The sequence below is a fragment of the Frigoribacterium sp. NPDC087798 genome (assembly GCF_044742985.1).
Taxonomy (GTDB): Bacteria; Actinomycetota; Actinomycetes; order Actinomycetales; family Microbacteriaceae; genus Frigoribacterium.
This window is the reverse complement of sequence record NZ_JBIUVP010000004.1, coordinates 207336-231529: the sequence shown is the minus strand read 5'-3', so window position 1 is coordinate 231529 and position 24194 is coordinate 207336. Positions and strand designations below refer to the sequence as shown.

The 24194-nt window shown below is 73.5% G+C and carries 25 protein-coding genes; 17 read left to right on the top strand and 8 right to left on the bottom strand.

Annotation, left to right across the window (positions count from 1 at the left end; translation table 11 throughout):
• The first annotated feature begins 26 nt into the window (after positions 1-26).
• Genes fliD through ACIOSR_RS12610 form a run of 3 tightly spaced genes read left to right on the top strand, consistent with a single transcriptional unit; the run spans position 27 to position 2216 of the window.
• Positions 27-1415, top strand: coding sequence for a flagellar filament capping protein FliD (fliD, locus tag ACIOSR_RS12620; RefSeq protein ID WP_402752789.1), 1389 nt, complete (start codon positions 27-29; stop codon positions 1413-1415).
• A complete protein-coding gene (gene fliS, locus ACIOSR_RS12615) occupies positions 1415-1891 on the top strand; it encodes a flagellar export chaperone FliS (RefSeq protein ID WP_402752788.1) in 477 nt (158 codons plus the stop codon). The genes fliD and fliS overlap by 1 nt, the downstream gene beginning before the upstream one ends.
• Positions 1881-2216 (top strand): hypothetical protein, encoded by a 336-nt coding sequence (locus ACIOSR_RS12610; protein ID WP_056043705.1) that lies wholly within the window; start codon positions 1881-1883, stop codon positions 2214-2216. Before fliS ends, ACIOSR_RS12610 begins: the two co-directional genes overlap by 11 nt.
• A 30-nt stretch (positions 2217-2246) precedes the next feature.
• Here the strand turns inward: ACIOSR_RS12610 and ACIOSR_RS12605 are convergent, their stop codons facing one another.
• On the bottom strand, positions 2247-3776 hold the full coding sequence (locus tag ACIOSR_RS12605; RefSeq protein ID WP_123571320.1) for a CitMHS family transporter: 1530 nt from the start codon (positions 3774-3776) through the stop codon (positions 2247-2249).
• Between the two features lie 294 nt (positions 3777-4070).
• Here ACIOSR_RS12605 and ACIOSR_RS12600 point away from each other — a divergent pair, with 294 nt between their 5' ends.
• Positions 4071-6071, top strand: coding sequence for an ATP-binding protein (locus ACIOSR_RS12600; protein ID WP_402752787.1), 2001 nt, complete (start codon positions 4071-4073; stop codon positions 6069-6071).
• A complete protein-coding gene (locus ACIOSR_RS12595) occupies positions 6068-6781 on the top strand; it encodes a response regulator (protein ID WP_402752786.1) in 714 nt (237 codons plus the stop codon). The genes ACIOSR_RS12600 and ACIOSR_RS12595 overlap by 4 nt, the downstream gene beginning before the upstream one ends.
• Positions 6782-6958: 177 nt before the next feature.
• Here the strand turns inward: ACIOSR_RS12595 and ACIOSR_RS12590 are convergent, their stop codons facing one another.
• The 5 genes from ACIOSR_RS12590 to ACIOSR_RS12570 form a co-directional block, all read right to left on the bottom strand.
• Positions 6959-7492 carry a hypothetical protein gene (locus ACIOSR_RS12590; protein WP_402752785.1) on the bottom strand — a complete coding sequence of 178 codons (534 nt, stop codon included), beginning with the start codon at positions 7490-7492 and terminating at the stop codon, positions 6959-6961.
• Between the two features lie 9 nt (positions 7493-7501).
• Entirely contained in the window at positions 7502-7933 is a 432-nt protein-coding gene (locus ACIOSR_RS12585; protein WP_402752784.1) for a hypothetical protein, read from the bottom strand.
• A gap of 122 nt (positions 7934-8055) precedes the next feature.
• Positions 8056-9951 carry a WXG100 family type VII secretion target gene (locus tag ACIOSR_RS12580; protein ID WP_402752783.1) on the bottom strand — a complete coding sequence of 632 codons (1896 nt, stop codon included), beginning with the start codon at positions 9949-9951 and terminating at the stop codon, positions 8056-8058.
• On the bottom strand, positions 9948-10322 hold the full coding sequence (locus ACIOSR_RS12575; RefSeq protein WP_173153529.1) for a DUF6507 family protein: 375 nt from the start codon (positions 10320-10322) through the stop codon (positions 9948-9950). The genes ACIOSR_RS12580 and ACIOSR_RS12575 overlap by 4 nt, the downstream gene beginning before the upstream one ends.
• A gap of 91 nt (positions 10323-10413) precedes the next feature.
• Positions 10414-10695, bottom strand: coding sequence for a hypothetical protein (locus tag ACIOSR_RS12570; protein ID WP_402752782.1), 282 nt, complete (start codon positions 10693-10695; stop codon positions 10414-10416).
• Between the two features lie 192 nt (positions 10696-10887).
• Between ACIOSR_RS12570 and ACIOSR_RS12565 the strand changes: the two genes are divergently transcribed.
• The 12 genes from ACIOSR_RS12565 to ACIOSR_RS12510 all read left to right on the top strand — a co-directional run bounded on the left by ACIOSR_RS12565 (position 10888) and on the right by ACIOSR_RS12510 (position 21809).
• The gene (locus ACIOSR_RS12565) at positions 10888-11235 is read left to right on the top strand and encodes a flagellar basal body protein (protein WP_055975153.1); all 348 of its coding nucleotides are present in this window, start codon (positions 10888-10890) and stop codon (positions 11233-11235) included.
• The gene (locus tag ACIOSR_RS12560; RefSeq protein ID WP_043596823.1) at positions 11232-11627 is read left to right on the top strand and encodes a flagellar basal body rod protein FlgC; all 396 of its coding nucleotides are present in this window, start codon (positions 11232-11234) and stop codon (positions 11625-11627) included. Before ACIOSR_RS12565 ends, ACIOSR_RS12560 begins: the two co-directional genes overlap by 4 nt.
• Positions 11627-11983 carry a flagellar hook-basal body complex protein FliE gene (fliE, locus tag ACIOSR_RS12555; protein WP_123571316.1) on the top strand — a complete coding sequence of 119 codons (357 nt, stop codon included), beginning with the start codon at positions 11627-11629 and terminating at the stop codon, positions 11981-11983. Before ACIOSR_RS12560 ends, fliE begins: the two co-directional genes overlap by 1 nt.
• A complete protein-coding gene (fliF, locus tag ACIOSR_RS12550) occupies positions 11983-13674 on the top strand; it encodes a flagellar basal-body MS-ring/collar protein FliF (protein WP_123571315.1) in 1692 nt (563 codons plus the stop codon). The genes fliE and fliF overlap by 1 nt, the downstream gene beginning before the upstream one ends.
• The gene (fliG, locus tag ACIOSR_RS12545) at positions 13671-14726 is read left to right on the top strand and encodes a flagellar motor switch protein FliG (protein ID WP_173153523.1); all 1056 of its coding nucleotides are present in this window, start codon (positions 13671-13673) and stop codon (positions 14724-14726) included. Before fliF ends, fliG begins: the two co-directional genes overlap by 4 nt.
• 128 nt (positions 14727-14854) lie before the next feature.
• The gene (locus ACIOSR_RS12540) at positions 14855-15604 is read left to right on the top strand and encodes a hypothetical protein (protein WP_402752781.1); all 750 of its coding nucleotides are present in this window, start codon (positions 14855-14857) and stop codon (positions 15602-15604) included.
• 62 nt (positions 15605-15666) lie between these two features.
• Entirely contained in the window at positions 15667-17025 is a 1359-nt protein-coding gene (locus ACIOSR_RS12535) for a FliI/YscN family ATPase (protein WP_402752801.1), read from the top strand.
• The gene (locus tag ACIOSR_RS12530) at positions 17025-17483 is read left to right on the top strand and encodes a hypothetical protein (protein ID WP_402752780.1); all 459 of its coding nucleotides are present in this window, start codon (positions 17025-17027) and stop codon (positions 17481-17483) included. The genes ACIOSR_RS12535 and ACIOSR_RS12530 overlap by 1 nt, the downstream gene beginning before the upstream one ends.
• Positions 17480-18241: a C40 family peptidase gene (locus ACIOSR_RS12525; RefSeq protein ID WP_402752779.1), complete on the top strand. Its 762-nt coding sequence runs from the start codon at positions 17480-17482 to the stop codon at positions 18239-18241. Before ACIOSR_RS12530 ends, ACIOSR_RS12525 begins: the two co-directional genes overlap by 4 nt.
• Complete coding sequence (locus tag ACIOSR_RS12520; RefSeq protein WP_402752778.1) at positions 18238-20013, top strand: flagellar hook-length control protein FliK; 1776 nt, start codon at positions 18238-18240, stop codon at positions 20011-20013. The genes ACIOSR_RS12525 and ACIOSR_RS12520 overlap by 4 nt, the downstream gene beginning before the upstream one ends.
• A 12-nt stretch (positions 20014-20025) precedes the next feature.
• Positions 20026-20472: a flagellar hook assembly protein FlgD gene (locus tag ACIOSR_RS12515; protein ID WP_052505459.1), complete on the top strand. Its 447-nt coding sequence runs from the start codon at positions 20026-20028 to the stop codon at positions 20470-20472.
• Positions 20473-20639: 167 nt separating this feature from the next.
• The gene (locus tag ACIOSR_RS12510) at positions 20640-21809 is read left to right on the top strand and encodes a flagellar hook protein FlgE (protein ID WP_056043669.1); all 1170 of its coding nucleotides are present in this window, start codon (positions 20640-20642) and stop codon (positions 21807-21809) included.
• A 182-nt stretch (positions 21810-21991) separates the two neighbouring features.
• On the opposite strand, the gene ACIOSR_RS12505 is transcribed toward ACIOSR_RS12510, so the two are convergent.
• Both ACIOSR_RS12505 and ACIOSR_RS12500 read right to left on the bottom strand, forming a co-directional pair.
• The gene (locus tag ACIOSR_RS12505; RefSeq protein ID WP_402752777.1) at positions 21992-23362 is read right to left on the bottom strand and encodes a reverse transcriptase family protein; all 1371 of its coding nucleotides are present in this window, start codon (positions 23360-23362) and stop codon (positions 21992-21994) included.
• Positions 23363-23847: 485 nt separating this feature from the next.
• Positions 23848-24120 (bottom strand): DUF4190 domain-containing protein, encoded by a 273-nt coding sequence (locus tag ACIOSR_RS12500; protein WP_402752776.1) that lies wholly within the window; start codon positions 24118-24120, stop codon positions 23848-23850.
• Positions 24121-24194: the final 74 nt, after the last annotated feature.

The window sequence follows — 24194 nt, the reverse complement described above, 5'->3', positions numbered from 1 at the left end:
ACACCCCACCTCGACAGGAGCACCTGATGGCCTCGCTCGGCATCGACGGCCTCGTCAGCGGGCTCGACACGACCACGCTCATCAACACGTTGATGCAGTCCGAGGCCGTGCCCCAGACGATCCTGAAGAACAAGGCCACCGTCGGCCAGACGCTCGTCACGGCCCTGCAGGGGCTCAACACGAAGATCGCCGACCTGGCGACCCTCGCGACCTCGACCGCCAAGGCGGGCTCGCTCTCCCTCTTCACCCCGACCAGCAGTTCGACGGCGGTGACGGCCACCACCGCTCCCGGTGCCGTCTCCGGCTCGGTCGACCTCGTGGTCGGGGCCACCGCGTCGTCCAAGACCGCGGTGACCGCGGCGATGACGGCGTGGCCCGACTCGCCCGCGACGCTCACCTTCGTCTCGGCCGCGGGCACGACGACCGAGGTGACCGCCGCCTCCTCGTCGCTCGACGACGTCGTGACGGCGATCAACGCCTCCGCCGCCGGCGTCTCGGCCGTCAAGGTCGCCTCGGGCAAGGACGCCTCGGGTGCCGTCCAGTACCGTCTCCAGCTGTCGAGCCAGAAGAGCGGAGCCGAGGGTGGCTTCGACGTCTACCGCGGCACCGCCGCCGACGTGGCCGCCGGCGCCGCCCCCGACCTCATCGCCCAGCCCGGCGCCGCCGTGATCTCGCAGGCGCGCGACGCCTCGATCACCTTGTGGGCGGGCACGGCGGCCGAGCAGGTCGTCACCAGCGCCAGCAACACCTTCACCGACGTCCTGCCCGGCGTCTCGGTCACCGTCTCGGCCACGACGACCGAGCCGGTGCACCTCGCGATCGCCCGGGACGCGACCGCCGCCACCAAGGTCGCCACCGACCTGGTCGCCGGCGTCAATGCCGCGTTGAGCCTGATCAGCACCAGGAGCGCGGCCACCACCACGACCAACGCGTCCGGCGTGACCACGGTCACCGCGGGCGTCTTCGGTGGCAACTCCACCACCCGTGGCATCACACAACGCTTGACCGACTCCGTGCTCAGCCCCGTCGACGGGCAGTCGCCGAGCGTCATCGGCATCTCGATCGACGCCAAGACCGGCCAGTTCGCCGTCGACGCCACGAAGTTCGCCGCCGCCCTCGCGGCCGACCCGGCCAAGGTGCAGGCGACGATGAGTGCCATCGCGGCCCGGGTCGCCTCGACGGCCACGGCGGTATCGGACAAGTTCGACGGTTCGCTGACGAAGACCATCACGGGGCAGCAGTCGGTCGTGAAGGACCTCAACAACCGCGTCAGCGACTGGGACGACCGTCTCTCCGCTCGCCGCGCGAGCCTCCAGAAGACCTACTCGGCCCTCGAGACCTCGCTCAGCGCCCTGACCGCGCAGCAGAAGTACATCTCGAGCCAGCTCGCCAGCCTCTCGACGAGCAGCAGCTGATGGACGCCACCTCGTTCGCCGCCTTCGCCGCGGCCTCGGCCGGCCCCTCGGCCGTCGTGCAGAAGCAGCGCGCCCAGTACACGAGCGACGCCGTGCTGTCGGCGACGCCCGTCCAGCTCGTCACGATGCTCTACGACCGCCTCATGCTCGACCTGTCGCGTGCCGAGGCCGCACAGGTCGCCGCGAACTGGCCCGCCGCCTCCGAGCAGTTGCTGCACGCCCAGGCGATCATCGCCGAGCTGTCGTCGTCGCTCAAGATCGACGTCTGGGACGGCGGCGAGGGCCTGCTCGCCTTGTACACCTACACGTCGACCGCCCTGGTCAACGCCAACGTGCATCGTGACGTCGCGCAGACCCGCGAGGTCGCCGGGCTGATCGAGCCCCTGCGCCAGGCATGGCACGAGGCCGCGGCCTCGCTGCAGGCCGGCGCCGCCTCGTCGGTCCCCGGCCTGGCCGGAGGCGTCGGTGTCGCCTAGGACCGAACGGACGCACGCCGCCTGGCGCGCGGCCCTCGACGAGTTGGAGGCGCTGGTCACCGAGGCGGACGCCTCGCTCCCCACGGGTGACGGCGACCCCACCGCGCTGCCCACGCCGGCCCGTCGGTGGACGCCGCCCACCGGGCTGGGTCCGCTGCCGCAGGAGTTGGCGACCCGCGCCTCCTCGTTGGCCGAGCGCCAGCGCGACGTCCTCGGCCGCCTCGAGGCCGCCCGGGTCGCCGTGCTGCAGCACCTCGGAGCCGTCCGCACCGTCGAGGCGTCGCACGAGCCGTCGCGCCCGGTCTACCTCGACGCCACCGGCTGACCCCGCCCGGCTGACCCCGCCCGGGTGGCATCAGCCGAAGGGGATGACCCCGACGACGACGGCGACCACGAGCATGACGACCGAGACGACGGCCGCCCGCCAGAGCACCTTCTTGTGGTGGTCGCCGAGGTTGACGTTCGCCAGGCTGACCAGCAGCAGGATCGCCGGCACGAGCGGGCTCTGCAGGTGCACGGGCTGGCCGATCACCGAGGCGCGCGCCATCTCGACCGGTTCGATGCCGAACGCCGCGGCGCTCTGGGCGAGCACGGGCAGGATGCCGAAGTAGAAGGCGTCGTTGCTCATGAAGAAGGTGAGCGGCAGGCTGAGCAGTCCCGTGATGACGGCCAGGTACGGACCCAGTTCGTTCGGGATCACCTGCACGAGCCACTGCGCCATCGCGTCGACCATGCCCGTGCCGTTGAGCACGCCGATCAGCACGCCGGCGGCGAAGACCATCGAGACGACGCCGACGATGCTCGGCGCGTGGGCGACGATCTCGGCCGACTGCTGCTTGACCTTCGGGAAGTTGATCAGCAGCGCGACCGCGACGCCCACCATGAACACGTAGGCCAGGGGGAAGAGGTCGAGCACGAGCAGCACCATCACCACGACGGTCAGCGCGAAGTTGAACCAGATCAGCCCGGGGCGCAGGGTCTCGCGGGTGGGGTCGAGCATCGTGTCGGCCATCGTGCCGGTCAGGGGCGTGCCGTTCTCGCTGGCGCCGCTGCCGCCGGGGTTGTCGACCGCGCGCTCGCCGGGGGCGTCCGCGCGGCTGCCGTCGGCGCGACCGCCGCGCAGGCCCAGGGCGACCGTGGGGCTGGTGAACATCGAGACCCCGACGCCGGCCTTGCCCGGTCCGCCCCCACGGGCGGCCGTGGCCAGCTCGCGCGACAGGGGGGACATCTTCTCGGCCGCGGCGGCGAGCACCGAGCCGCCGAGCTCGACGGTGCCGAGGCGGCGGCGCTCGCGCAGGCCCATCAGCCAGGCGAAGGCGAACACGATGACCAGGCCGACGATGAGCGACGGCACGAGGGGCACGAAGATGTCGGACGGTGCGACGTTGAGTGCGGCGGCGGCCCGCACCGTCGGCCCGCCCCACGGGACGATGTTGAGCGTGCCGTTGGCGAGGCCGGCCACGCAGGTCAGCACGACCGGGCTCATGCCGAGCTTCAGGTAGATCGGCAGCATGGCGGCGGTCGTCACGATGAAGGTCGTCGACCCGTCGCCGTCGAGCGAGACGGCCCCGGCCAGCAGGGCCGTGCCGAGCACGATCTTCGCGGGGTCGTTGCCGGTGACGCGGAGGATGAACCGTACGAGCGGGTCGAACAGCCCGACGTCGATCATCAGCCCGAAGTACATGATCGCGAACATCAGCAGCGCCGCGGTCGGGGCCAGGTCGCCGATCGCCTCGATCACCATGTCGCCGATGCCGAGGCCGGCCCCTGCGAACAGGCCGAAGATGGTCGGCACCATGATCAGGGCGAGCATCGGCGAGAGCCGCTTGGTCATGATCAGCACCATGAAGGTGGCGATCATCAGATAACCGAGGATGACGAGCATCTGGACTCCTTCGTCCGGTTCGTGTGTCCGGGCACGCTAGCCGCGCCTCCCGAGCCGCGTCGCGCTTGTGCGCATTGGCCGACTATCGCGCGTTGGCACCGTTCTGCGCGTTCTGCTCACGCCCGGCCTGCCCCCCGACCCCGACCCCACCCCGGCTTGGCACCGCGTTTCGTGCACCACACCGTGCCTAGACGAGGTGCGATGCACGGGACGCGGTGCGGCGCGTGCGCGAGGGCTGGGCGGGGCCGCGAGGAGGCGCGGGTCGCGTCGGCCGCGCCGGGTACCCTGGCGGGCGTGACCGACGACAGCTCACCACGGGGACGCCGCACGCCGGCGAGCCGTCGGGCGGGTGCGCGAGGCGGGTCGGTGCAGGGGGCGGCGCCGCGCCTCCGGAAGCGACGTTTCGCGACCGAGGTGCTGTTGCTCCAGCTCGCCGTCGTCACCGCCATCGTGCTGTTGACCAGTGCCGTCTTCGCGACGATCGCCGTCCAGCGCCTGGCGCGGGAGGCCGAGTCGACCGCGCTCGCCGTGGCGCAGAGCGTCGCGAGCGACACCGACGTCCGGGAGCAGGTCGCCCTGCTGAGCGTCGACGGCACCGAGATCGACCAGGAGGCGCTGGCCCGGGGAGCCCTGCAGCGCACCGCGGTCGCGGCCCAGCAGCGCACCGGGGCGCTCTTCGTCGTCGTGACCGACGATCGCGGGGTGCGGCTGGCCCACCCGGACCCCTCCCGCATCGGCGAGCGCGTCAGCACCAGCCCCGACGCCGCCCTGCGAGGGGAGGAGGTCGTCGCCTGGGAGCGCGGCACGCTCGGCGACTCGGCCCGCGCGAAGGTGCCGATCTACGCTCCGGACGTCGCGGTCGGCGCGGCGTCGGTGGCCTCCGGGTCGGCGGCGGACGTCGTCGGCGAGGTCAGCGTCGGGTACGCGCCGACCCGGGTCTACGACACCCTCGTGCAGGACGCCCTGCCCGTCGTCGGGGTGGCCGTGCTCGCCCTCGCGCTCGGCGTCGTCGCGTCGGTGCTGATCCGTCGGCGGCTCGACCGCGCCACCCTCGGGCTGCAGCCCGAGGAGCTGTCGAGCCTCGTGCAGAACCAGCAGGCCGTGCTCGGCGGGGTCGGCGAGGGGGTGCTCGCGGTGTCCGGCGACGGCGTCGTGACGGTGTGCAACGACCAGGCCGCGCGACTGCTGGCGGTCGACGCATCGACCGCCGTGGGGATGCCGCTCGCCGGGCTCGGCCTGCCCGAGGGGCTCGTCGCGCTGCTCGGTCCGAGCGGGCCGCGCGGGCCGCGCGGGCCGCGCGACGCCGTCGACGAGGCGTCGGCCGGCACCTCGGCGGGCACCCCGGCCGACACCACGCTCGTGGTCGGCCACCACGTGCTGCTCGTCGACGTGCGTCCGGTGTCGCGCGACGGGGTCGACCTGGGCCGGGTCGCGGTGGTGCGCGACCGCACGGCCGTCGAGGCCCTGACCCGCCGGCTCGACGCCGTCGGCGCGATGACCACGGCCCTCCGCGCGCAGCGACACGAGTTCGCCAACCGGCTGCACGCCCTGTCGGGGATGCTCGAGCTCGGTCGTGCCGAGCAGGCCCGCGCCTACCTCGCCGACGTCCTCGACCACGGGCCGTTGCGCTACCCGGTGGCCCACGCCGACCGGTTGACCGAGCCGTACCTGCAGGCGTTCCTCGGGGCGAAGGGCGTCGAGGCGGCCGAGCGGGGCGTCCTGCTGAAGCTCGGGCCCGAGACGCTCGTGACGGGGTCGGTCGTCGAGCCCGGCGACGTGACGACCGTCCTCGGCAACCTGGTCGACAACGCGGTCCGGGCGGCCGTCGCCGGACGGGTCACGCCCGCCTGGATCGAGGTCGAGGTGCTCGACGACGACACCGACCTGCACCTGTCGGTGATGGACTCGGGCGACGGCGTCGCCGACGTGGACCAGCTGTTCGACCGTGGGCCGCACGGTGCCGACGACGAGCCCGACCCCGCACGCGTGCACGGCCTGGGGTTCGGGCTGCCGCTCTCCCGGGACATCGCCCGACGCCGCGGCGGCGACGTCTGGCTCGGCTCGCCGGGCGGTGACGGGCACGGCGCCGTGTTCTGCGCGAGGCTCGTGGGCGCGGTCTCGCGCGAGGCGGTGGTGGCGGGCGCGGCGGTGGTGACGGGCGCGTCCGGGCCGACCCGCGCCTCCTCGTCCCATGGCGGCGACGACCCGCGACCGCCCGGCGTCGGCACGTCCGCCGGCAGCACCCCCGCCCCCGGACCGCCCGCCCCCGACACCCCCGAGAGGACCACCCCGTGACGACCGAACTCACCGTGCTCGTGGTCGACGACGACTTCTACGTCGCCGACCTGCACCGCCGTCAGGTCGAGCAGCTGCCCGGCCTGCGGGCGCTGCCGGCCGTCGGCACGGTCGCCGAGGTGCGCCGCGTCCTCGCCGAACGGCACGTCGACCTGCTTCTGCTCGACGTCCACCTGCCCGACGGCAGCGGGCTCGACCTGCTGCGCGAGGTCGACGTCGACGCGTTCGTGCTCAGCGCCGCCTCGGACGCCACGACCGTGCGGCGGGCCCTGCGGCGCGGGGCGCTGGGCTACCTGATCAAACCGTTCGCGTCGGGCACGCTGGTCGACCGGCTGCGCTCCTACCAGCGGTACCGCAACGTGCTCGACGAGCGGACGGCCGTCGACCAGGAGGCGCTCGAACGGGCCCTGCGCATCCTCCATTCCGGCGACGCGGCGAAGGCGGCCTCGCCGTCGCGGTCGGCCACCGAGCAGGCGGTGCTCGAGCAGTTCGGCGCCGAGGCGGATGCAGTCGCCGCGGACCCCGACGCGGACGCCGGTGCCGGGGTCGGGCCGCTCGAACTGTCGGCGGCCGACGTCGCCGCCCGGGTCGGGGTCTCGCGGGCCACGGCGCAGCGGTACCTCGCGGCGCTCGCCGCCGACGGTCTCGTCACGATGAAGCTCAGCTACGGCACCACCGGCCGCCCCGAGCACCGCTACTCGCGCCCCTGACCCGACCCGCGCCTCCCGCTCGTCGCCCGCTCGCTCGTCGGCCTGCACTCCCGCTCGTCGCCGTTACGCACCGCCCACTGAACATCGCACCGCCCACGTCGGCGGTGCGACGTCCAGTCGGCGGTGCGATGCGCCACCCGCTCGTCGGTGTGGGCCGCCGAGGAGGCGCGGGCCGGTTCAGTCGGAGGGACCGGTCTCGACGGTCGGTCCGACCACGCCGAGGAGGACGTAGTTCTGCCCGGGGGACGCACCGTTGTCACCGGCCTGCACGGTCAGCTCGAAGCCGTCGTAGCGGTCCTCGTCCGAAGTCAACGTGACCCAGCGACCTCCCGCGTTCGACGTCTCCCGGTCGAGACCCACCGTCCAGCCGTCCGTGACGCGGGCATCGATCACCGACTCGGCGACGTCGAGCTGGGGTGCGTCCGGCACGAGGTTCACGTACCGCAGCACCCGCCACTCCTGGATGCTGCCGTCGGCGTCGTCCGCGGAGCCGCCGATCGACGCCGCGCCGTCCTCCTGGGCCTCGACGCCCGCCACGAGCGTCGGGTCGACCTGGGCCTGGAGGCCGTCGATCAGTTCCGTGGCGATCGCGCCGGTCTCCTCGAGGGTCCTTCCGTCGTCCACATCGCGAGGGCCCGTCGTGCCGGTGCTGCACGCGGTGAGGAGGGCGATGCCCAGCGCAGCGAGGCAGAGCGCTCGTCGATCACCCATGGGGGCGCCTCACTCTGGGGCGCCGCCGTCGGTCTCGACGACCGGACCGTTCACCTGCACGTCGATGAGGCGGCTGAGGGAACTGTCGGGTCCGCCCTGGAGGGTCACGGTGTAGGGCTCGTCCGCACCCTCACCGGGTCCGGTCACGATCCGCCGTGAGCCGCTCGGCGTGGTGTCGTCCTCGAAGACGGTGAAGCCGTCGGCGACGAGGGCGTCGACCAGCGCTGCCGTCGTCGCGTCCCGTGAGGCACCCGGGACGAGCACGACGGAATGCGCGACGGTCCACTGTCGGATGCTGCTGTCCGGGTCGTTCGGCGTGCCGGCCACACCGGCGTCGCCGTCCTCGAACACCTCGACGCTCTCGACGACGGCCGGGTCGACGAGCGCGACCACCCGGTCGACGAGGTCGTTGGCACGTCGGCCGGTCTCTTCGATGGACATGGTCGGTCCTTCCGTGGGTGTCTCGAGGGCATCGTCGGGTGGTGTCGTGCCGCACGCGGTCAGGGCGAGGACGAGTCCCGTGACCGCCAGGGCTCGCCAGGGCGCAGCCATTCGCCGCCGACTCATCGTTCCTCGAGTTCGTCGACGTGTCGGGGCGGCGACATCTCGCCGCGTTCCACCAAGGGGAGCTCGTCCTCCGGCGTGAAGATGTACCGGTCGCGGACGTCGAGGTCGGCGGGATAGGGCACCACGTCACCACCCGACATCACTCCGAAGACCTGGTCGTAGACCGTCGACGCTCCGTGCTCGCCTCGCGCCCAGACGGAGTGACCGGTGAGGGGGCCGCTGCTGGCGCCCTCCTCGGCGCTCAGCCACCCCGTCTCGAGGCGCGTGACCCCGTCGGCCCCGATCGGGCTCGCTCCGTGGCCCATCGGCACGTCGAAAGGGTCGGCGTTCTGACCCTGGATCAGGCCCACGATCTTGTCGCGCGGTGCCAGAAGGGCGTAGTGGGGTGAATCCTTCGTCTCGGGGAACTCGTCGATGCCCGTGACGTCGTGGCCCAGTCCTGCTCCCGAGACGTAGACGACCCGATCGGACGACATGCCCGCTTTCTCGGCCAGCCCCACGACGGCGCTGCCGTAGCTGTACCCGATGGTGGTGCGGGTGGTGGTCGGCGCGACGGGCAGAGAGTCCACGGCTCTCGCGAGCCGCGGAGCGAGGTCCACGCTGGCGGCCGGGAAAGCGGCCTGGGCGTCTTGGGGGAAATGGCCTCCCTGCCAGGCGAGCACGCCCACGTGCTCACGATCGCGCGAGACGAGTTCCTCGGCCACGTTCGTCGTGTCGGAGAAGGCCGACATCTTGCTGTTCGTCCCCGGCACGTACGTCGCGACGCTCGTGGTCTCGGGAGGTATCGATCCGTCCTCGGCGAGGAACCCCACGTATTCGGCGATCGCCTCCCGGGAGGGGTCGAAGACGATCACCTGGTGGCCTGTCCGCGTCACGACGCCACCCGTCGTCGGGTCGTAGCTCTTCACCGTCTCGGTCAGAAGATCGTCGTAGAGGTCGAGCTCTCGCTTCCAGAGGTCGTACCGTGTCCGTTCCTCGTCGTCGACCTCGGCAGGCTTCGCGGCGATGAGCCGTCGCAGGCGCTCGCTCTCGGACCGCAGGCCGTTGTGGTTCGCCTCGATGCGGCGGTTCCACGGCACCCCGTCGAGGTTGCCGACCAGGAGGGAGGCGCTCGACACCATCAGCGCCTGCGTGGCGGGGTCGACGCCGTTCCACCAGGCCTCGGTGGCCTCGGCCGACGGCGGTGCGTCGATGAGCTGGTGCATGCGCTCCTCGTTGTCGGCGACCCAGGCGTCGAGCTCGTCGCGGTCCATGGCCGCGAGCCGCTCGAGCGTCGTCATCGCCGCGGCGTCGACCTTCGCGTCGAACGTGGTCACCACCGTCTGCCAGGCGCCCGGGCGAGCGATCGCTGCCGCCTGGGCGTCGTCCACCGCGCCCAGCCCGCTGCCCGTGCCTCCGGACACGGCCCCGATCGCGCCGGCGCAGTCGCGTTCGGCGTCGAGGATGGCCGACGTGATGCCGGACGCCGCCCGGCGCAGGGACTGGTCGCGGGCCACGAACTCGGGGTTCGACGTCCACGACTCGGACCCGTTGCCGTCCTCGCCGTGCCAGGTCGCGACCTCGATGCCGAACTCTCCGACGTCGGTGTACAGCCGGTCGCGCAGGACCTCGAGCGGGGCGAGCGCCTCGGCGTAGGCGGTGAGGGCGTCGGCGATCTGCTCGATGGACGTCGCCAGGTCGTCGCCCGCGACGCGCACCGGAGCGACCGCCCCGAACAGCACGCCCTGTTCGGGCGCCTCGTAGACGCCACCGAGACCCTGCCAGTGCGCCTCGACGTCCGCGCCCGCCGACCGCAGCGGCTCGGCGGTCGCCCGCAGGGACGTCGCCGCCGATTCGACGGCGGCGGGGTCGTCGGCCATCGGTTCGACGTCGGCCGTCGTGATGTAGCTCATCGGACCCTCCAGACACCGTGATCGACGCCTGCAGGAGGCGCGCTCCGGTTCCACGCGTCGACGGAGGAGGCGCGGGTGGTCGCGTTCGCCGCCATCTCCTCGTCGCCGTCGAGGTAGGCGGTCGTGGCGTCGCTCGCCCCACCGATCGCCCGGCGGACGGTCGCGGCCATGCGGTCGGCGACGTCCTCGCGCTCGTCCACGGCGGATCGCAGCGCCGCCGAGACGGTCGGTGCGGACACGGTGGCCACGGCCGACGCCGAGGCGACGTCGAACGCCGACCCCGCCGCGGTCAGGGCTTCCCCGTCGGTCGCGACCGAGGCGAGAACCGCCCGTACCCCGTCGACCGAGATGCTCCACGACGTCATCGTCATCCCCCCTGGATGCTCTGTTGTCCGCCCACTGCCCCGAGCGCTGCTCGTTCATCGTGCCACAGAGCCCCGGCGGACGACACCGAGGGGAGCGTCAGTCCACGAACCACCAGAGCGACGCGATCTCGGCGGGCTGCCGCTGGAGGCCGATCCACAGACCGACCGGCCACAGGAGCAGGGGCAGCACGACCCCGACCGCGACCACCGCGACCACGAGGCCGAGGAACACGAGTCCGACCGCGGCACCGACCGACCGGCGACCCAGAGCGGCCTCCGCGGCCGCCTCGTCGTCGTCGTCGTCCACGACGATCTCCTCGTCCGGGTCGGCAGAGTGCTCGTCCCCGAGGCCCAGCAGTCGTCGACCGTCCTCGTCCATGCGCGCGCCTCCGTCCCCCCGGTCCTGGGCGCGACGCTAGCAGCAGGGGCCGCCCGCCCCCAGTACGGGGCAGCCGCCTGCGCACCGCTTACGTCGCCCCGCGCCCCGCCGATAGAGCGCCGTGAGCACGGATCGCTCGCACACCGGCCACGGATCGGCCCCTCGCACTCCATCGACCCCACCGGGACAGGCATGCCACTCGAATCCGTGACGCAAGCGGCGCTGCAGAGCGCCCTCGACGGTCTCTCGCTGCGTCAGAAGACGATCGCCGCGAACATCGCGAACGTCAACACCCCGAACTACACCGCAAAGCGGGTGCAGTTCGAGGAGGCGCTGGGCCGGTCGGTCGCGTCCGGCAGCGGAGCGGTCCAGGCGTCCACGTCGCGCAGCCTCGAGCCGACGCGTCTCGACGGCAACAACGTGAACCTCGACACCGAGACCCTGTCGAACGTCGACACCGTGCTGCGGTACCAGTTCGCCACGCAGGCCATGAACTCCGAGCTGACGGCCGTGCGCGCCGCGTTCCGGACGAACTCGTGACCGCCTTCGACGCGATCGGCATCGCGAGCACCGGCCTGACCGTGCACCGCAAGTGGCTCGACGCCGTGTCGGACAACATCGCCAACGTCAACACCGTCAAGTCGATGGACGACACCGCCTTCCAGGCCCGCTACGTCGAGGTGCAGGAGGGCGCCGGCACGTCCGGCGTCTTCGTCAAGGCCGACCGCTACGGCAGCGAGGCCGGCCGCGTCACGTACCTCCCCGACCACCCGCTGGCCGACGCCGAGGGGTACGTGCGCATGCCCGACATCGACCTCGGCGCCCAGATGGGCGACCTGATCATGGCGCAGCGTGGCTACCAGGCCAACGCCGCCGTGGTCGACCGTGCCAAGACGGCCTACGAGGCCGCACTCCAGATCGGACGTGGCTGATGCCCATCGCAGGAATCCAGGCCCTCGGGGCCGTGCAACAGACCGGCTTCGCCGACGTGGGCTCGCTCATGGGGGCCGGCGGTGCGTCCGACGTGACGGGCGTGGCCGGCGCGACCGGCGCCTCCTCGGCCTCGGGCGCGACCTTCGGCGCGACCATGACCGGAGCCGTCGAGGGGCTGCAGCAGCTGCAGTCCGAGGCGAAGACCCTCGCGGTGAAGGCCGTCACCGGTGACCTGACCGACATCCACGACGCGACCATCGCGGCGACGCGTGCCCAGGTCACGCTCGAGCTGGTCAGCGCCGTCCGCAACAAGGGCGTCGACGCCTTCAACGAGATCATGAGGATGCAGGCCTGATGCCGAACGCCGTCAAGGGCCAGCTCGCCAAGCTCGGTGCCGCCCTCCAGAGCTTCACGGTCGCGCAGCGCACGATCGCCGTCATCCTGGTCGCCGCCCTCGTGCTCGGCGTCGTCGCGCTCGTCAGCTGGCTGGGCAAGCCCACCTACACGCCTCTGTTCAGCGGCATCGACCCGACCGACGCGAGCGCCATCGTCGAACTGCTGCAGACCGACGGCGTGCCGTACGAGCTGACCGCGGGCGGCGGCACGATCCTCGTGCCCGAGAACGTCGTCTACGACGAGCGCCTCAAGGCCGCGGCCGCGGGGCTGCCCGCCGCGAGCTCGGGCGGCGGCTACTCGCTACTCGACACCATGGGCGTCACCTCGTCCGAGTTCCAGCAGAACGTCACCTACAAGCGTGCGATCGAGGGCGAGCTCGCCAACACGATCAAGGCGATGGACGGCGTCAAGAACGCCAGCGTGCAGCTCGCGATCCCCGAGGAGTCGGTGTTCGTCGCCGAGCAGCGCGACCCGACCGCCTCGGTGTTCGTCGAGACCCAGGCCGGTGCGACGCTGGACTCCAAGCAGGTGCAGGCCATCGTCAACCTGACCAGCGCCTCCGTCGACGGCATGAAGGCGACCGACGTCGCCGTCACCGACGCCTCGGGCACGGTGCTCTCGGCCGTCGGCAGCGGAGCGGTCGGAGGCGCGGACGGCGACGCGAGCGACTACGAGTCCAAGGTCCAGGCCTCGGTCCAGGCCATGCTCGACAAGATGGTCGGCCCCGGCAACTCGTCCGTCGTGGTGGCCGCCGACCTCGACCAGAGCTCGGGCACCAAGGTGACCGAGTCGTTCTCGCAGCCGACCTCGGGGCCGATCGCCCTGAACGAGTCGGGCACCACCGAGCAGTACGGCTCCGGGGCGAACGGGGCGAACGGCACCGGTGCGACCGGCGTGCTCGGCCCCGACAACATCGCGGTGCCCAACGGCACGGCGGCCGACGGCACGACCACCGCGGGCACCGGCGCCGACGGGGGCTACACCAACGAGTCGACCACCAAGAACAACGCCGTCGACAAGGTCACCGAGAGCCTCAACGTCCCCGCCGGCGAGGTCAGCCGCCAGACGGTGTCGGTCGCGCTGAACTCGGCCGCGGCCAACGGGGTCAACATGCAGAGCGTCCGCGACCTCGTCGGTGCCGCCGCCGGCATCGACGCCGCCCGCGGCGACACCGTCCAGGTCGCGCAGGTCGACTTCGACACCTCGGCCGCGGACGCCGCCGCCGAGGCGCTCAAGGCCGCCGACGCGGCGAGTGCGAGCGAGGCCATGTGGGGCACCATCCGCACGGTCGGCATCGTCGCGGCCATCGCGATCGCCGCCATCGTGGGGCTCATCGTCTTCGCCCGTCGCAGCCGCCGCCAGGACCGCGAGGACGTCGACCTCGGCGAGCTCTCCCCGCAGAACGGCGCCCAGACCTGGGACGCCACGATGCCGCTGTCGCTCGACGACGCCGTCGCCACCTCGCGCCTGACCCTGCCCGGCATGGGCGAGCCGAAGACCGAGCTGCTCGAGGTCGACGCCCCGACGCCGTCGCCCGAGTTCGTCTCGGCCGAGCGTCGCCGGGCCGAGATCGACGCGATGGCCGAGCGCGACCCGGGCAAGACCGCCGAGCTGCTCCGCGGCCTGATGGACGACCGGCAGCCCGCATGAGCCTCGTCCCCACCACCTTCGGCGCCCCCGCGGTCCCCGGGGTCGGCAAGCCGTTGACCGGCGCCCAGAAGGTCGCGGTCATCCTGATGCAGATGGACCAGGCCCGCGCGGCCGCGGTCATGAAGGAGTTCAGCGAGGTCGAGGCCGAGGAGATCGCGGCCGAGATCGTCCGCCTGCGTCGCGTCGACCCCGCGCTCGCCGAGGCCACCGTGGCCGAGTTCCACGACCTCAGCGTCAGCGGCCGCTACCAGCGCCGCGGCGGCCACGACGTCGCCGTCGGTCTGCTCGAGGCGTCGTTCGGTTCCGAGCGTGCCGCCGGCGTCATGGAACGCATGGCCTCCAACATGGCCGGCAAGTCGTTCGAGTTCCTCGACGAGGCCGAGGCCGGTCAGGTCGTGGCGCTCCTCGACGGCGAGCTGCCGCAGACCATCGCCCTGGTGCTCGCGCACCTCAGGCCCCAGCAGGGTTCCGCCGTCATGTCGGGCCTCGACGTCGAGCTGCGCGCCGACGTGGCCCAGGCCATCGCGACGATGGGCACGGCCACCCCCGAGTCGGTCGGCATCGTCGCGGCCACCCTCAAGGTGCGGGCCGGCGCCGTCGTCGCCCCGCGGGACCAGGTCGAGGTCGTCGGGGGCATCCAGCCGCTGATCGAGATCCTCAACCGCAGCGACGTGGCGACCGAGAAGGCGCTGCTCGAGGGCCTCGACGAGCGCGACCCCGAGCTGGCCGAGGAGGTGCGCTCGCGCATGCTCACCTTCGAGGACATCGTCAAGCTCGAGTCGCGCGACATCCAGCAGGTGCTGCGCGGCATCGACGCGGCGATCCTCGCCACGGCGATGAAGGGCGCGCCGGCGGCGGTCACCGAGGTCATCCGCGGCAACGTCTCCGAGCGCAACCGCGAACTGCTGGACGACGAGCTGCAGTCGATGGGTCCGGTCCGCAAGTCGCAGATCGAGGAGGCGCGGGCGTCGGTCGTGCGCGCCATCCGCGAACTCGAGGCGATGGGCGCGATCACCATGCACCGCTCGGACGACGACGCCCTCGTCGAGTAGCCCGGCCCCCCTTCGGGGCAAGGGCTAACGCCGTCCCGGCCGAGGTCGAGAGTCGCCGGTGAGCACGGATCGCTCACCCACCCCAGGCCACGGATCGGCCGTCACCCCCAATGCCGAACGGCCCTGTGATGCTCGATTCCGTGATGACCCCCGAGGGCGCCGCCCCGGCGTTCGCGCGCGTCAGCTACCCGTCCGTCACGCTGCCGGGGTCCGACGCCGTCACCACGCGACAGGCGCACGACGCCCGCGCCGAGGCCCGGGGGCACGCCGCCGGGTACGCCGCCGGCCTCCGCGCGGCCGAGCTCGAACTCGCTGCCCGCCGGGCCGTCCTCGAGGCCGAGCACTCCGACCTGCTGCACCGCCTCCAGGCCGCGACCGTCTCGGCCGTCGAGGCCCTCGCCTCGTCGGCCCGCGCGCTCGACGCCCGCGTCGCGCCCGTCCTGGACGACGCCGAGGAGGCGCTGGTCGCGACCGCCTTCGAGCTCGCCGAGGCGGTCCTCGGCTACGAACTGCGCGCCTCCGAGTCCGTCGTCGACGACCCGTACGGGGCCGACGCCACCGCCCGGGGCGCCGCCGACACGGTCGACCCCCGCGAAGGACGGACCGCCCGTGCGGCCGTCGCCCGCGCCCTCGCCGTGACCGACCCCGGCGACGTCGTGACGGTCCGCCTCCACCCCGCCGACCTCGCCCAGCTCGACGCGGCGACCCGCGACTCCGTGGCCGCCGAGGTGGCCTTCGTCGCCGACGCGACCCTGGCCCGCGGCGACGCCGAGGCCGAGCGTCGCATCGGCCAGGTCGACGCCCGCCTCGGCACCGCGCTCGACCGGGCACGGACGGCGTTGCTCGGCGACCCGGCGTCGGACGGGGGCGCCTCGTGACCCTCACCGCGCCTCCTGCCATCGTGCCGACGGGTGCCGTCGTCGACGGCGGGCGTCCGCGCGTGCCGGCCGTCCTCGCGTCCCGTCTCGCCGCCGCCCGCGTCGCGGCCCGTCCGCAGCGCGTGGGCCGGGTCAGCTCGGCCGTGGGCCTCGGCCTCACCGTGCAGGGCCTCGACGCGGCCGTCGGCGAGATCGTCGCCGTCGGCGACGCGACCGCGACGTCCGGGGGCACCGCCGCCGGTTCGGACCTCGCCGAGGTCGTCGCGACCACGCCCGACGGCGTGCGCTGCATGCCGCTCGGCCGTCTGACCGGCATCACGACCGGCACGCCCGTCCGGTCGACCGGACGTCCGCTGCTCGTCCCGACCGGCACGGGCCTGTTCGGGCGGGTGCTCGACGGCCTCGGCCGACCGATCGACGGCAAGGGGCCGCTCGTCGGTGCCGACGGGGGTCGCGTCGACCTCGTGCCGCTCGACCACGAGACCCCGTCCGCCATGCACCGCGCGCGCATCGACACGCCCCTGCAGCTCGGCGTGCGCGTGCTCGACACCCTGACCACGGTCGGCAAGGGACAGCGCGTCGGCCTGTTCGCCGGCTCGGGCGTCGGCAAGTCGTCCCTGCTGTCGATGATCGCCCGCGGCTCGGACGCCCAGGTCAGCGTGATCGCCCTGGTCGGCGAGCGCGGCCGCGAGGTGCGGGAGTTCCTCGAGGACGACCTCGGGCCCGAGGGCCTCGCCCGCTCGATCGTCGTCGTCTCGACCAGCGACGAGCCCGCCCTGATGCGCCTCCGGGCCGCCTTCGTCGCGACCCGCATCGCCGAGTCGTTCCGCGACCAGGGCGCCGACGTCGTGCTGATGATGGACTCGCTCACGCGCGTGGCGATGGCCCAGCGCGAGATCGGCCTGTCGGTCGGCGAACCGCCCGCGACCCGCGGCTACCCGCCGTCGACGTTCTCGGTGCTGGCCGGCCTGCTCGAACGAGCGGGGACCGACCGCATCGGCTCGGTCACCGGGCTCTACACGGTGCTGGTCGACGGCGACGACCACAACGAGCCCATCGCCGACGCGGCCCGCAGCATCCTCGACGGGCACGTCGTGCTCGACCGCAAGCTGGCCGTGACCGGGCACTTCCCGTCGGTCGACGCGCTCGGCTCGGTCTCGCGCGTCGCCTCGAAGGTGACCAGCCCGCCCCAGCGCGCCGCCGCGACGACGCTGCGCAAGGTCATGGCCGCCCGCCGGGCCGCGCAGGACCTGCTCGACGTCGGTGCGTACCAGCGCGGCACGAACCCGCTCGTCGACGCGGCGGTCGACCACCAGGGCGCCATCGACGCGTTCCTGCAGCAGGGCATGGACGATCGGGCGGCCTCGGCCGACTCGTGGAACGCCCTGGCCTCGCTCACCTCGCGGTTCGGAGCGATCTGATGGCGCGCCCGTTCTCGCTGCTCGGCCTGCTGCGGCTGCGCCACGCCCAGCAGGACCAGGCCGGTGCCGTCCTCGCCGAGGCCAACGACCGTCTGCGCGAGGCCGCCGACGAGCGCGTGCGCGCCAAGCGCACCCTGGCCGACGAACCGTCCGAGGTCACCGACGCGGCCATGCTGAGCGCACTGGCGGCCTCGCGGGCCTCGTCGCGCGGCATGCTCGCCGAGCTCGACGCCGTCACCCAGCGCCGTCAGGCCGACGCCGACGCCGCCCAGGCCGCCTTCAACGAGGCCCGTCGCGCGGCGATCGGCCTCGAGAAGCTCGAGCACAAGCACGCGGTGGCCGAGGCGGCCGCCGACCTGCGCGACGAGCAGATCGCCCTCGACGAGATCGCCTCGCGCCCCCGACCCGACGGCTCGCCGTCCGGCACCGACCCCGAGAACCCAGGAGGCGCGGCGTGAGTCCCGTGACCGAGGTCCTGTCCCGCATCCAGGACATCCAGGCGACCATTGCCCAGCTGCGCGCCGGCACCACCGGTGCGACGTCCGCGACGGCCACCGCCGCGTCCGCGACGTCGGCCACTGCATTCGCCGACGCGCTCGCCGGCACGTCCGGCACGGGGGCGACGGCGACCAGCGCCTCCGTGGACGCCGTGGCCGGGTCGGTCGCGAGCGGCAGCGGAGCCGACGGCTCGGACGTGGTCGAGTCCGCAAAGAAGTACCTCGGCGTGCCGTACGTGTTCGGCGGCGAGGACCGGACCGGCATGGACTGCTCGGGCCTCGTGCAGACCGTGTTCGGGGACCTCGGCGTCAGCATGCCGCGGGTCGTGCCCGACCAGGCGAAGATGGGCGCCGAGGTGCCCTCGCTCGCCGAGGCGAAGCCCGGCGACCTGCTCGTCCCCAAGGGCGAGGGCCACATCGTGATCTACCTCGGCGACGGCAAGGTGCTGCACGCACCCCGCCCGGGCAAGGACGTCCAGATCGTCGACAACTGGTACAAGGACTCCGACCTCAGCACGATCCGGCGCATCGTCCCGGCCGAGGGCGCGACGGGTGCCGCCTCGGCGTCGTCCGCCTCGTCCGCGTTGTCGGGCCTGTCGGGCCTGTCGGGCTTGTCGGGTCTCTCCGGCGCCGCCGGTGCGTCGGGCGCGTCCTCGTCGGGGACCGACCTGATGACCGCGGCCCTGCAGAAGCTGATGAGCGCGGGGGTGGCCTCGTGACCCTGTCCCGCACCCTACCGTTCGCGCCTCCTGCCCTGTCCGATGCGTCGACGCTCCGCCCTTCCGCGGGGTCGCGGGGCCCGGGGGCCGGCACCGCCCGTGACGCCGACCGCGCGGCCACCGGTTTCGGTGCCGCCATGCGCGACGAGGGCTCCTCGACGCGAGGTGCCGACCGGAACGACCCTGTCGCGTCTCCTCCTGCCCCCACCCCGGCTCCGGCGTCCGCCTCGGCCGTGGCCGGGTCGTCGTCGCTCGACGCCCCGTCCGTCGTCCCATGGCGCTGGCCCCTCGCCGAGGCGACCTCGGCACCGACCGCGCCGGTCGACGAGTCCGACACCGCGACCACCACGACCGAGAAGGCTTCGACGACCGACGGCACCTCCGCCGTGCCGCGTGACGCGGTGGGCGACGTGTCGGTGGCCGGGGGCTCCGTACCGGTCGAGGTCGCGACGTCGGCCGCCCCGGCCGAGACGGTCGCCGCCGCCCTCGCCGCTCTGCTGCGCCCCTCCGCCCTCACCGCTCCGGTGCGCGTCGCGTCGCCGACCACCGATGGCGCCGGGGCCGAGCCGCTCGACCCCGCGCGCGACGGATCGGCGCCCGATTCGTCCGCCGCCGCCGCCGCTCTTGCTCGGACGGCAGCGGCTGTCCTGGCGGCACCGGCGGTGCAGGCATCCGCAGCTCCCGCCGCCGCCCTCGCCGCGACCGCCGTCTCCACCGTGCAGCCCGCGTCCGCTCCTGCCCCGGGGCCCGTCGGCACGTCCGCCACCGCGGCGAGCCCCTCAGCCGCCGTCGCGGGTGTGCCCGTCGCGCCCGGCGAGCCGACGCCGTCCGCACCCGGTGGTGCGGTCCGCGCCGAGTCGGCCGCCGGTCCCGACACGGCCGCCGTCGTCGGCGACTCGGCCCGGAACGGTTCGCCCGTGCGGGCACCCGCCCCCACCCCCGTCCCGGCAGTGGTCGACCGCACCCTCGCGCCGGCCGCCCTCGTGGTGCCCGGCACACCCGGCCCCTCGAGCGCGACGACCGGCACACCGTCCGCATCGTCCGGTCCGTCCGCGACGCCCGCCGCGGCGTCTCCGGCCGGAGCCTCCGCCCCCGCGGCCTCCACGGCGACGCCCGCGGCGTCCACCTCCGCACCCGTCCCGGCTCCCGCGACCACCGACCCGATCGTGTTCGCCGCCCCCGCGGTCGGCGCGACGTTCCCCGTCGCCGCGACCGCCGCCTCCTCGTCCGCGACCCCGTCGCCGGTCGCCACCCCGCCGGCGCCGTTGACCTCGCAGCTCTCCCGGCCCCTGTTCACGCTCGCCGCGGCGGGCCCCGGGGTGCACGTCGTCACGGTCGCCGTCGCCCCCGAGGCGCTCGGCCCGGTCACCGTCCGGGCCCACGTCTCGGCGCACGGCACGCACGTCGAGATGTTCGCCGCGTCGGACGCCGGCCGTGACGCCGTCCGGGCGATCCTCGGCGACCTGCGCCGCGACCTCGCGACGGCCGCCTCCACGACCGCGGGAGGCGCGGGTCACCAGACCAGCGTCGACCTCTCGTCCCAGGACCAGCCGTCCGACGGCCGGGGTGACCGCTCCGGTCAGCTCGGCTCGCCCGGGGCGCAGGCCGGTGCCGACGGAGGCGCCGGGCGACGTGCCCGTGACGCCGCCGAGGCGCGCGGCACCACCGGCCGCGCGCCGCGCGACGGAACCGACCCCCTCGACGCGACGGGCGCGGTCGACCGTGCCCGCGCCTCCTCGTCCCTCTCGACGTCCCTCGACGTCCTGGCCTGAACCGGAGACCCCATGCCCTCGATCGACCAGATATCGGGAACCGTCGACGTCGCGACCCAGATCGCCGCCGCCAACGCCGCGAAGAGCGGCTCGAGCCGTGCGACGGCGAACACGATGGACAGCGAGATGTTCATGAAGCTGCTCGTCACGCAGCTGAAGAACCAGGACCCGTCGACCCCGATGGACACCAACGCCATGATGTCGCAGACCACCCAGCTGGCGATGATGGAGCAGGTCACCGCGCAGACGACGACGGCCAACGAGAACTTCTCGCTGCAGATGCGCATCGCCGCGTCGAACCTGGTCGGCCGCGAGGTCAGCTACACGGGACCCGACGGCGTCGAGGTGAAGGGCACCGCGACGAGCGTGTCGTTCGCCGAGGCCGTCCCCAAGGTCTCGGTCGGTGGGAAGGAGGTCGCGTTGGATCTCATCTCGGGCATCGCCACCACGAAGGCGTGACACGCGTCACCGACGCGCACCCCGCAGCACCACCGGCACCACCCGCACGACCCGCACGACCCGCACGACCCGCACCACCCCTCGAACCACACCGGGAGCAGGACGCGACCGGCACCATCCGCGCAGGACGCGCCTCCAGATCTCTCCCCAGCTGAAAGGCAGCACCCATGCTCCGCTCCCTCTACTCCGGCATCTCGGGCCTCCGCTCGCACCAGACGATGCTCGACGTCACCGGCAACAACATCGCCAACGTCAACACCGCCGGCTTCAAGTCGTCGACCACCCAGTTCCAGGACACGCTGTCGCAGATCACGCAGGGCGCCGGCGGCCCGCAGACCGGCATCGGCGGCACGAACCCCGCCCAGATCGGCCTCGGCGTGCAGGTCGCCGGCATCTCGACGAACTTCGCCCAGGGGTCGGCGCAGGCCACGGGCAAGGCGACCGACCTGATGATCTCGGGCGACGGCTTCTTCGTCACCCGCCTCGGCAACGACACCGTCTACACCCGCTCGGGCGCCTTCGACTTCGACGCCGACGGCCGTCTCGTGTCGTCCGACGGCAAGATCGTGCAGGGCTACTCGGCCACGAACGGCGTCATCAACGACGGAGGCGCGCTCGGCGACATCACGCTGCCCCTGAACGCGGCGGCCCCCGCGACGGCGACCTCGAGCGCCACGGTCGGCGGCAACCTGCCGAGCGAGTCGGCGGTCGGCGACAAGATCGTCCGCGACACCAAGGTGTTCGACGCCAACGGCCTCGAGCGCACCCTGACGCTCACCTTCACCCGCACGACGGCCGGCTGGGACGCCTCCGCGACCGACGGCAACGGAGGCGCCACGGCCTCGCTGGCCTTCGCCGACGGCAAGCAGGCGGGCGCGGCGTCGCTGCGACTCAACGGCGTCACCGTCGACCTGTCGGGCATCACCGGGTTCGCGGCGCTCAACACGACGTCGATCACCGAGCAGAACGGCCGTGCGGCCGGCACGCTGCAGGGCTTCTCGCTGTCGAAGGACGGCACCCTGATGGGCCAGTTCAGCAACGGTTCGACGGTCGGCCTCGGCCGCGTCGTCCTCGCGACCTTCACGAACCCCGGCGGCCTCGAGAAGGAGGGCAACTCGGGCTACCGCGCCACCGCCAACTCGGGTGCCGCGACCGTCGGCGCCCCCGGCTCGCCCGGCATCGGCTCGCTGTCCAGCGGCTCGCTCGAGATGTCGAACGTCGACCTGTCGCAGGAGTTCACCAACCTGATCGTCGCCCAGCGCGGCTTCCAGGCCAACGCCCGCATCATCACCACCTCGGACGAGGTGCTGCAGGAGCTCACCAACCTCAAGCGCTAGTCGGCCGGCGGCAGCCCGCCGCTGGCTGCTGGTCGCCAGCGGCTGGCGGCAGCCCTCCGCACCCTCCGCACCCTCCGCACCGCGTTCCGTGCACCACACCCGATCTCGTCGCGGTGCGGTGCACGGAATGCGGTGCGTTCGTCGTCAGGAGGCGCGGCGCGGGTCAGGAGGCGCGGCGCCGGTCACCGGGGGACGCGCGCGAAGGCGGCGCGCAGCCGGGCCCCGCGCCCGGGGTTCAGCTGCTCGACCCAGCCGATGCGCCCCCACAGCTGGGCGGCGAAGTCCGGGTGCCCGGCCCGGTTCTGCGCCTCGAGCCCGGTGGTGGCGGCGTTGTGCAGCACGGCCCGCAGCCGGTCGTACTCGGAGCGCACCGTGTTCGTGCCCGCGTTGACCACCACGCCGGTGACGACCTGTCGCGTGGCCGCTCCGCGCACCCGGGTCTTCGTCGCGTTCAGCAGGTGTCCCTCGTCGCCGACGATGCGTCCGACGCCCCGCACGAACGCGTCGGCCCGCCCCGCCAGCGTGCCGTCGCCGCTGAACGCCAGGTCGTCGGCGTACCGCGTGTAGGTCGCTCCCGCGGCCCGGGCGTAGCCGGCGAGCCGCGAGTCGAGCCTCCGGACCGCCACGTTCGCGAGGGTCGGCGAGGTCGGGGCTCCCTGGGCGAGGTGGGCGGCCGAGAGCGCGTGCCGCAGGGCGAACCGCTGCTCGGGGCTGCCGCCCGGCGGCATGCGCCGCAGCACGCCCGGCGGCACGGAGGTCGTGCAGAGCCCGGTGAGCACGTGGGCGACGGCGTCCGGCAGGCCCTCGCGGCGCAGCGCGCCGAACACCTGCCCGGCGGTGACCCGGGCGAAGAACGAGGTCAGGTCGAGGGCGATGACGACCTCTCGGCCGACGTGCCGTCGCGCGCCGGTGACGGCGCTGCGCCCCGGGACGAAGCCGTGCGCCGCGTCGTGCAGCGGCACCGCCGCCAGCACCTCGTCGAGCACGACGCGTTGCAGGTCGCGCAGGCGGAACCCGGGCACCTCGAGAAGCCGCGGCGTGCGTCCGGGCCGTGCCCGCCACTCGTACCGGTGGTGCTGCAGCGGACCTCGCTCGATCCGGCGGTTCCACCGGCCGGGGTCGGCGAACCAGTCGAGCTCGCCCACGGTCAGGTGCAGCAGTCGGGCGACGTCGGCCACGGTGCCCAGACGCAGGAGGCGCGGGTCGGCCGAGCGCGCCTCCTGCGTCACGGGCACGTGGTGGACGATGCGCAGGGGCCGTCCGCGCCTCCTGGCCTCGGTCACCGCCTCGGTGAAGGCCGGATCACGGCGGATGAGGGCGGTGAGCGTGCGGGGGTCGTCGTGCGGTGCCCGGGGCAGGGCGCGGACGAGGTCGCGGGCGAGCGGACGCCAGAACCTGGCCGGCCCGTCGACGGCCTCGCCTGCGGCGGCGGCCAGTGCGCCCATGGTCCACTCGGCCGCGAGCAGGGCGTCGGCGAGGGCGGTCGCGACGGCATCGGGACCCGGGTCGGGCTCGCGGGCGCCCACGGCGGACGCGGGGGAGTGGGCGGTCACCCGGTGGTCGTCCGACCGCCGGCCGCGCGGCTCGCGGTCGGGTGCCGCCGGGGCGGGCGCGGAGTCCGTGTCGGGGGTGACCCGCCTGCGTCCGCGACGGGTGCGGTCGGGTGGCTGCGGCGGTGCCTCGGCGACTCGTGCATCGGTGCGGGCCGCGAGCCGCGCGGAGCGCGGTCACCGGCCTGCGGAGCGGTGCCGTGGTCGATCTGCGTGCCCCGGGGTGGCCCCGGAGAGGACGGCACAACGCGTGTGCCCTCCACCTCGCCGAGACACCGTCGCATGCCCACACGCTAACGGCGACCCCCGACGACCGCGATCCCCCGCAGGGCTGACCCCCCCCCCCCCCCCGCAGGGCGGGGCCCCCCGCAGGGCTGAGCCCCGTGCGTGATCGGGCCTACGGGCCCGCGACGCGAAGGAGGCGCGGTGCCTGCTCTGCGGACACCGCGCCTCCTGTGCTCCCCGGCTCGTGCGCCGGGCCGATCGACCTAGTAGGTCGTCGGCATCGAGTTCATGATCGCGGGCAGGATGACCGCGATGTAAATGATGCCGAAGATGATCGACACGATGCTGATGATGACGCCGGCGAGGGCGAGTCCGCGTCCGCGCTCACCCGTCTTCTTGATCTTCGACAGGGCGATCAGGCTGACGACCAGCCCGGCGATGTTGAAGACGAAGGCCAGGATGAACCCGACGATCGCGAGGACGTTGTAGCCCGCGGCGGTGCCGGCGGACTGGGGCATGGCGGTGTTGTTGGACATGGGACTCCTAGATGGTGTGACGTCCGGGGACGTGCAAGAAGAAAGTGACCGCTTCGAGACGAGAATGCCTCAAA

Coding starts and splice junctions, on each gene's coding strand:
- ACIOSR_RS12540 (WP_402752781.1), top strand. CDS start 14,855: ATGCTCGATTCCGTGATGACCCCCGAGGGCGCCGCCCCGGCGTTCGCG.
- fliF (WP_123571315.1), top strand. CDS start 11,983: ATGCCGAACGCCGTCAAGGGCCAGCTCGCCAAGCTCGGTGCCGCCCTC.
- ACIOSR_RS12575 (WP_173153529.1), bottom strand. CDS start 10,322: ATGACGATGACGTCGTGGAGCATCTCGGTCGACGGGGTACGGGCGGTT.
- fliS (WP_402752788.1), top strand. CDS start 1,415: ATGGACGCCACCTCGTTCGCCGCCTTCGCCGCGGCCTCGGCCGGCCCC.
- ACIOSR_RS12515 (WP_052505459.1), top strand. CDS start 20,026: ATGCCCTCGATCGACCAGATATCGGGAACCGTCGACGTCGCGACCCAG.
- ACIOSR_RS12570 (WP_402752782.1), bottom strand. CDS start 10,695: ATGGACGAGGACGGTCGACGACTGCTGGGCCTCGGGGACGAGCACTCT.
- fliD (WP_402752789.1), top strand. CDS start 27: ATGGCCTCGCTCGGCATCGACGGCCTCGTCAGCGGGCTCGACACGACC.
- ACIOSR_RS12590 (WP_402752785.1), bottom strand. CDS start 7,492: ATGGGTGATCGACGAGCGCTCTGCCTCGCTGCGCTGGGCATCGCCCTC.
- ACIOSR_RS12580 (WP_402752783.1), bottom strand. CDS start 9,951: ATGAGCTACATCACGACGGCCGACGTCGAACCGATGGCCGACGACCCC.
- fliE (WP_123571316.1), top strand. CDS start 11,627: ATGCCCATCGCAGGAATCCAGGCCCTCGGGGCCGTGCAACAGACCGGC.
- ACIOSR_RS12605 (WP_123571320.1), bottom strand. CDS start 3,776: ATGCTCGTCATCCTCGGTTATCTGATGATCGCCACCTTCATGGTGCTG.
- ACIOSR_RS12510 (WP_056043669.1), top strand. CDS start 20,640: ATGCTCCGCTCCCTCTACTCCGGCATCTCGGGCCTCCGCTCGCACCAG.
- ACIOSR_RS12585 (WP_402752784.1), bottom strand. CDS start 7,933: ATGTCCATCGAAGAGACCGGCCGACGTGCCAACGACCTCGTCGACCGG.
- ACIOSR_RS12530 (WP_402752780.1), top strand. CDS start 17,025: ATGGCGCGCCCGTTCTCGCTGCTCGGCCTGCTGCGGCTGCGCCACGCC.
- ACIOSR_RS12565 (WP_055975153.1), top strand. CDS start 10,888: ATGCCACTCGAATCCGTGACGCAAGCGGCGCTGCAGAGCGCCCTCGAC.
- ACIOSR_RS12500 (WP_402752776.1), bottom strand. CDS start 24,120: ATGTCCAACAACACCGCCATGCCCCAGTCCGCCGGCACCGCCGCGGGC.
- fliG (WP_173153523.1), top strand. CDS start 13,671: ATGAGCCTCGTCCCCACCACCTTCGGCGCCCCCGCGGTCCCCGGGGTC.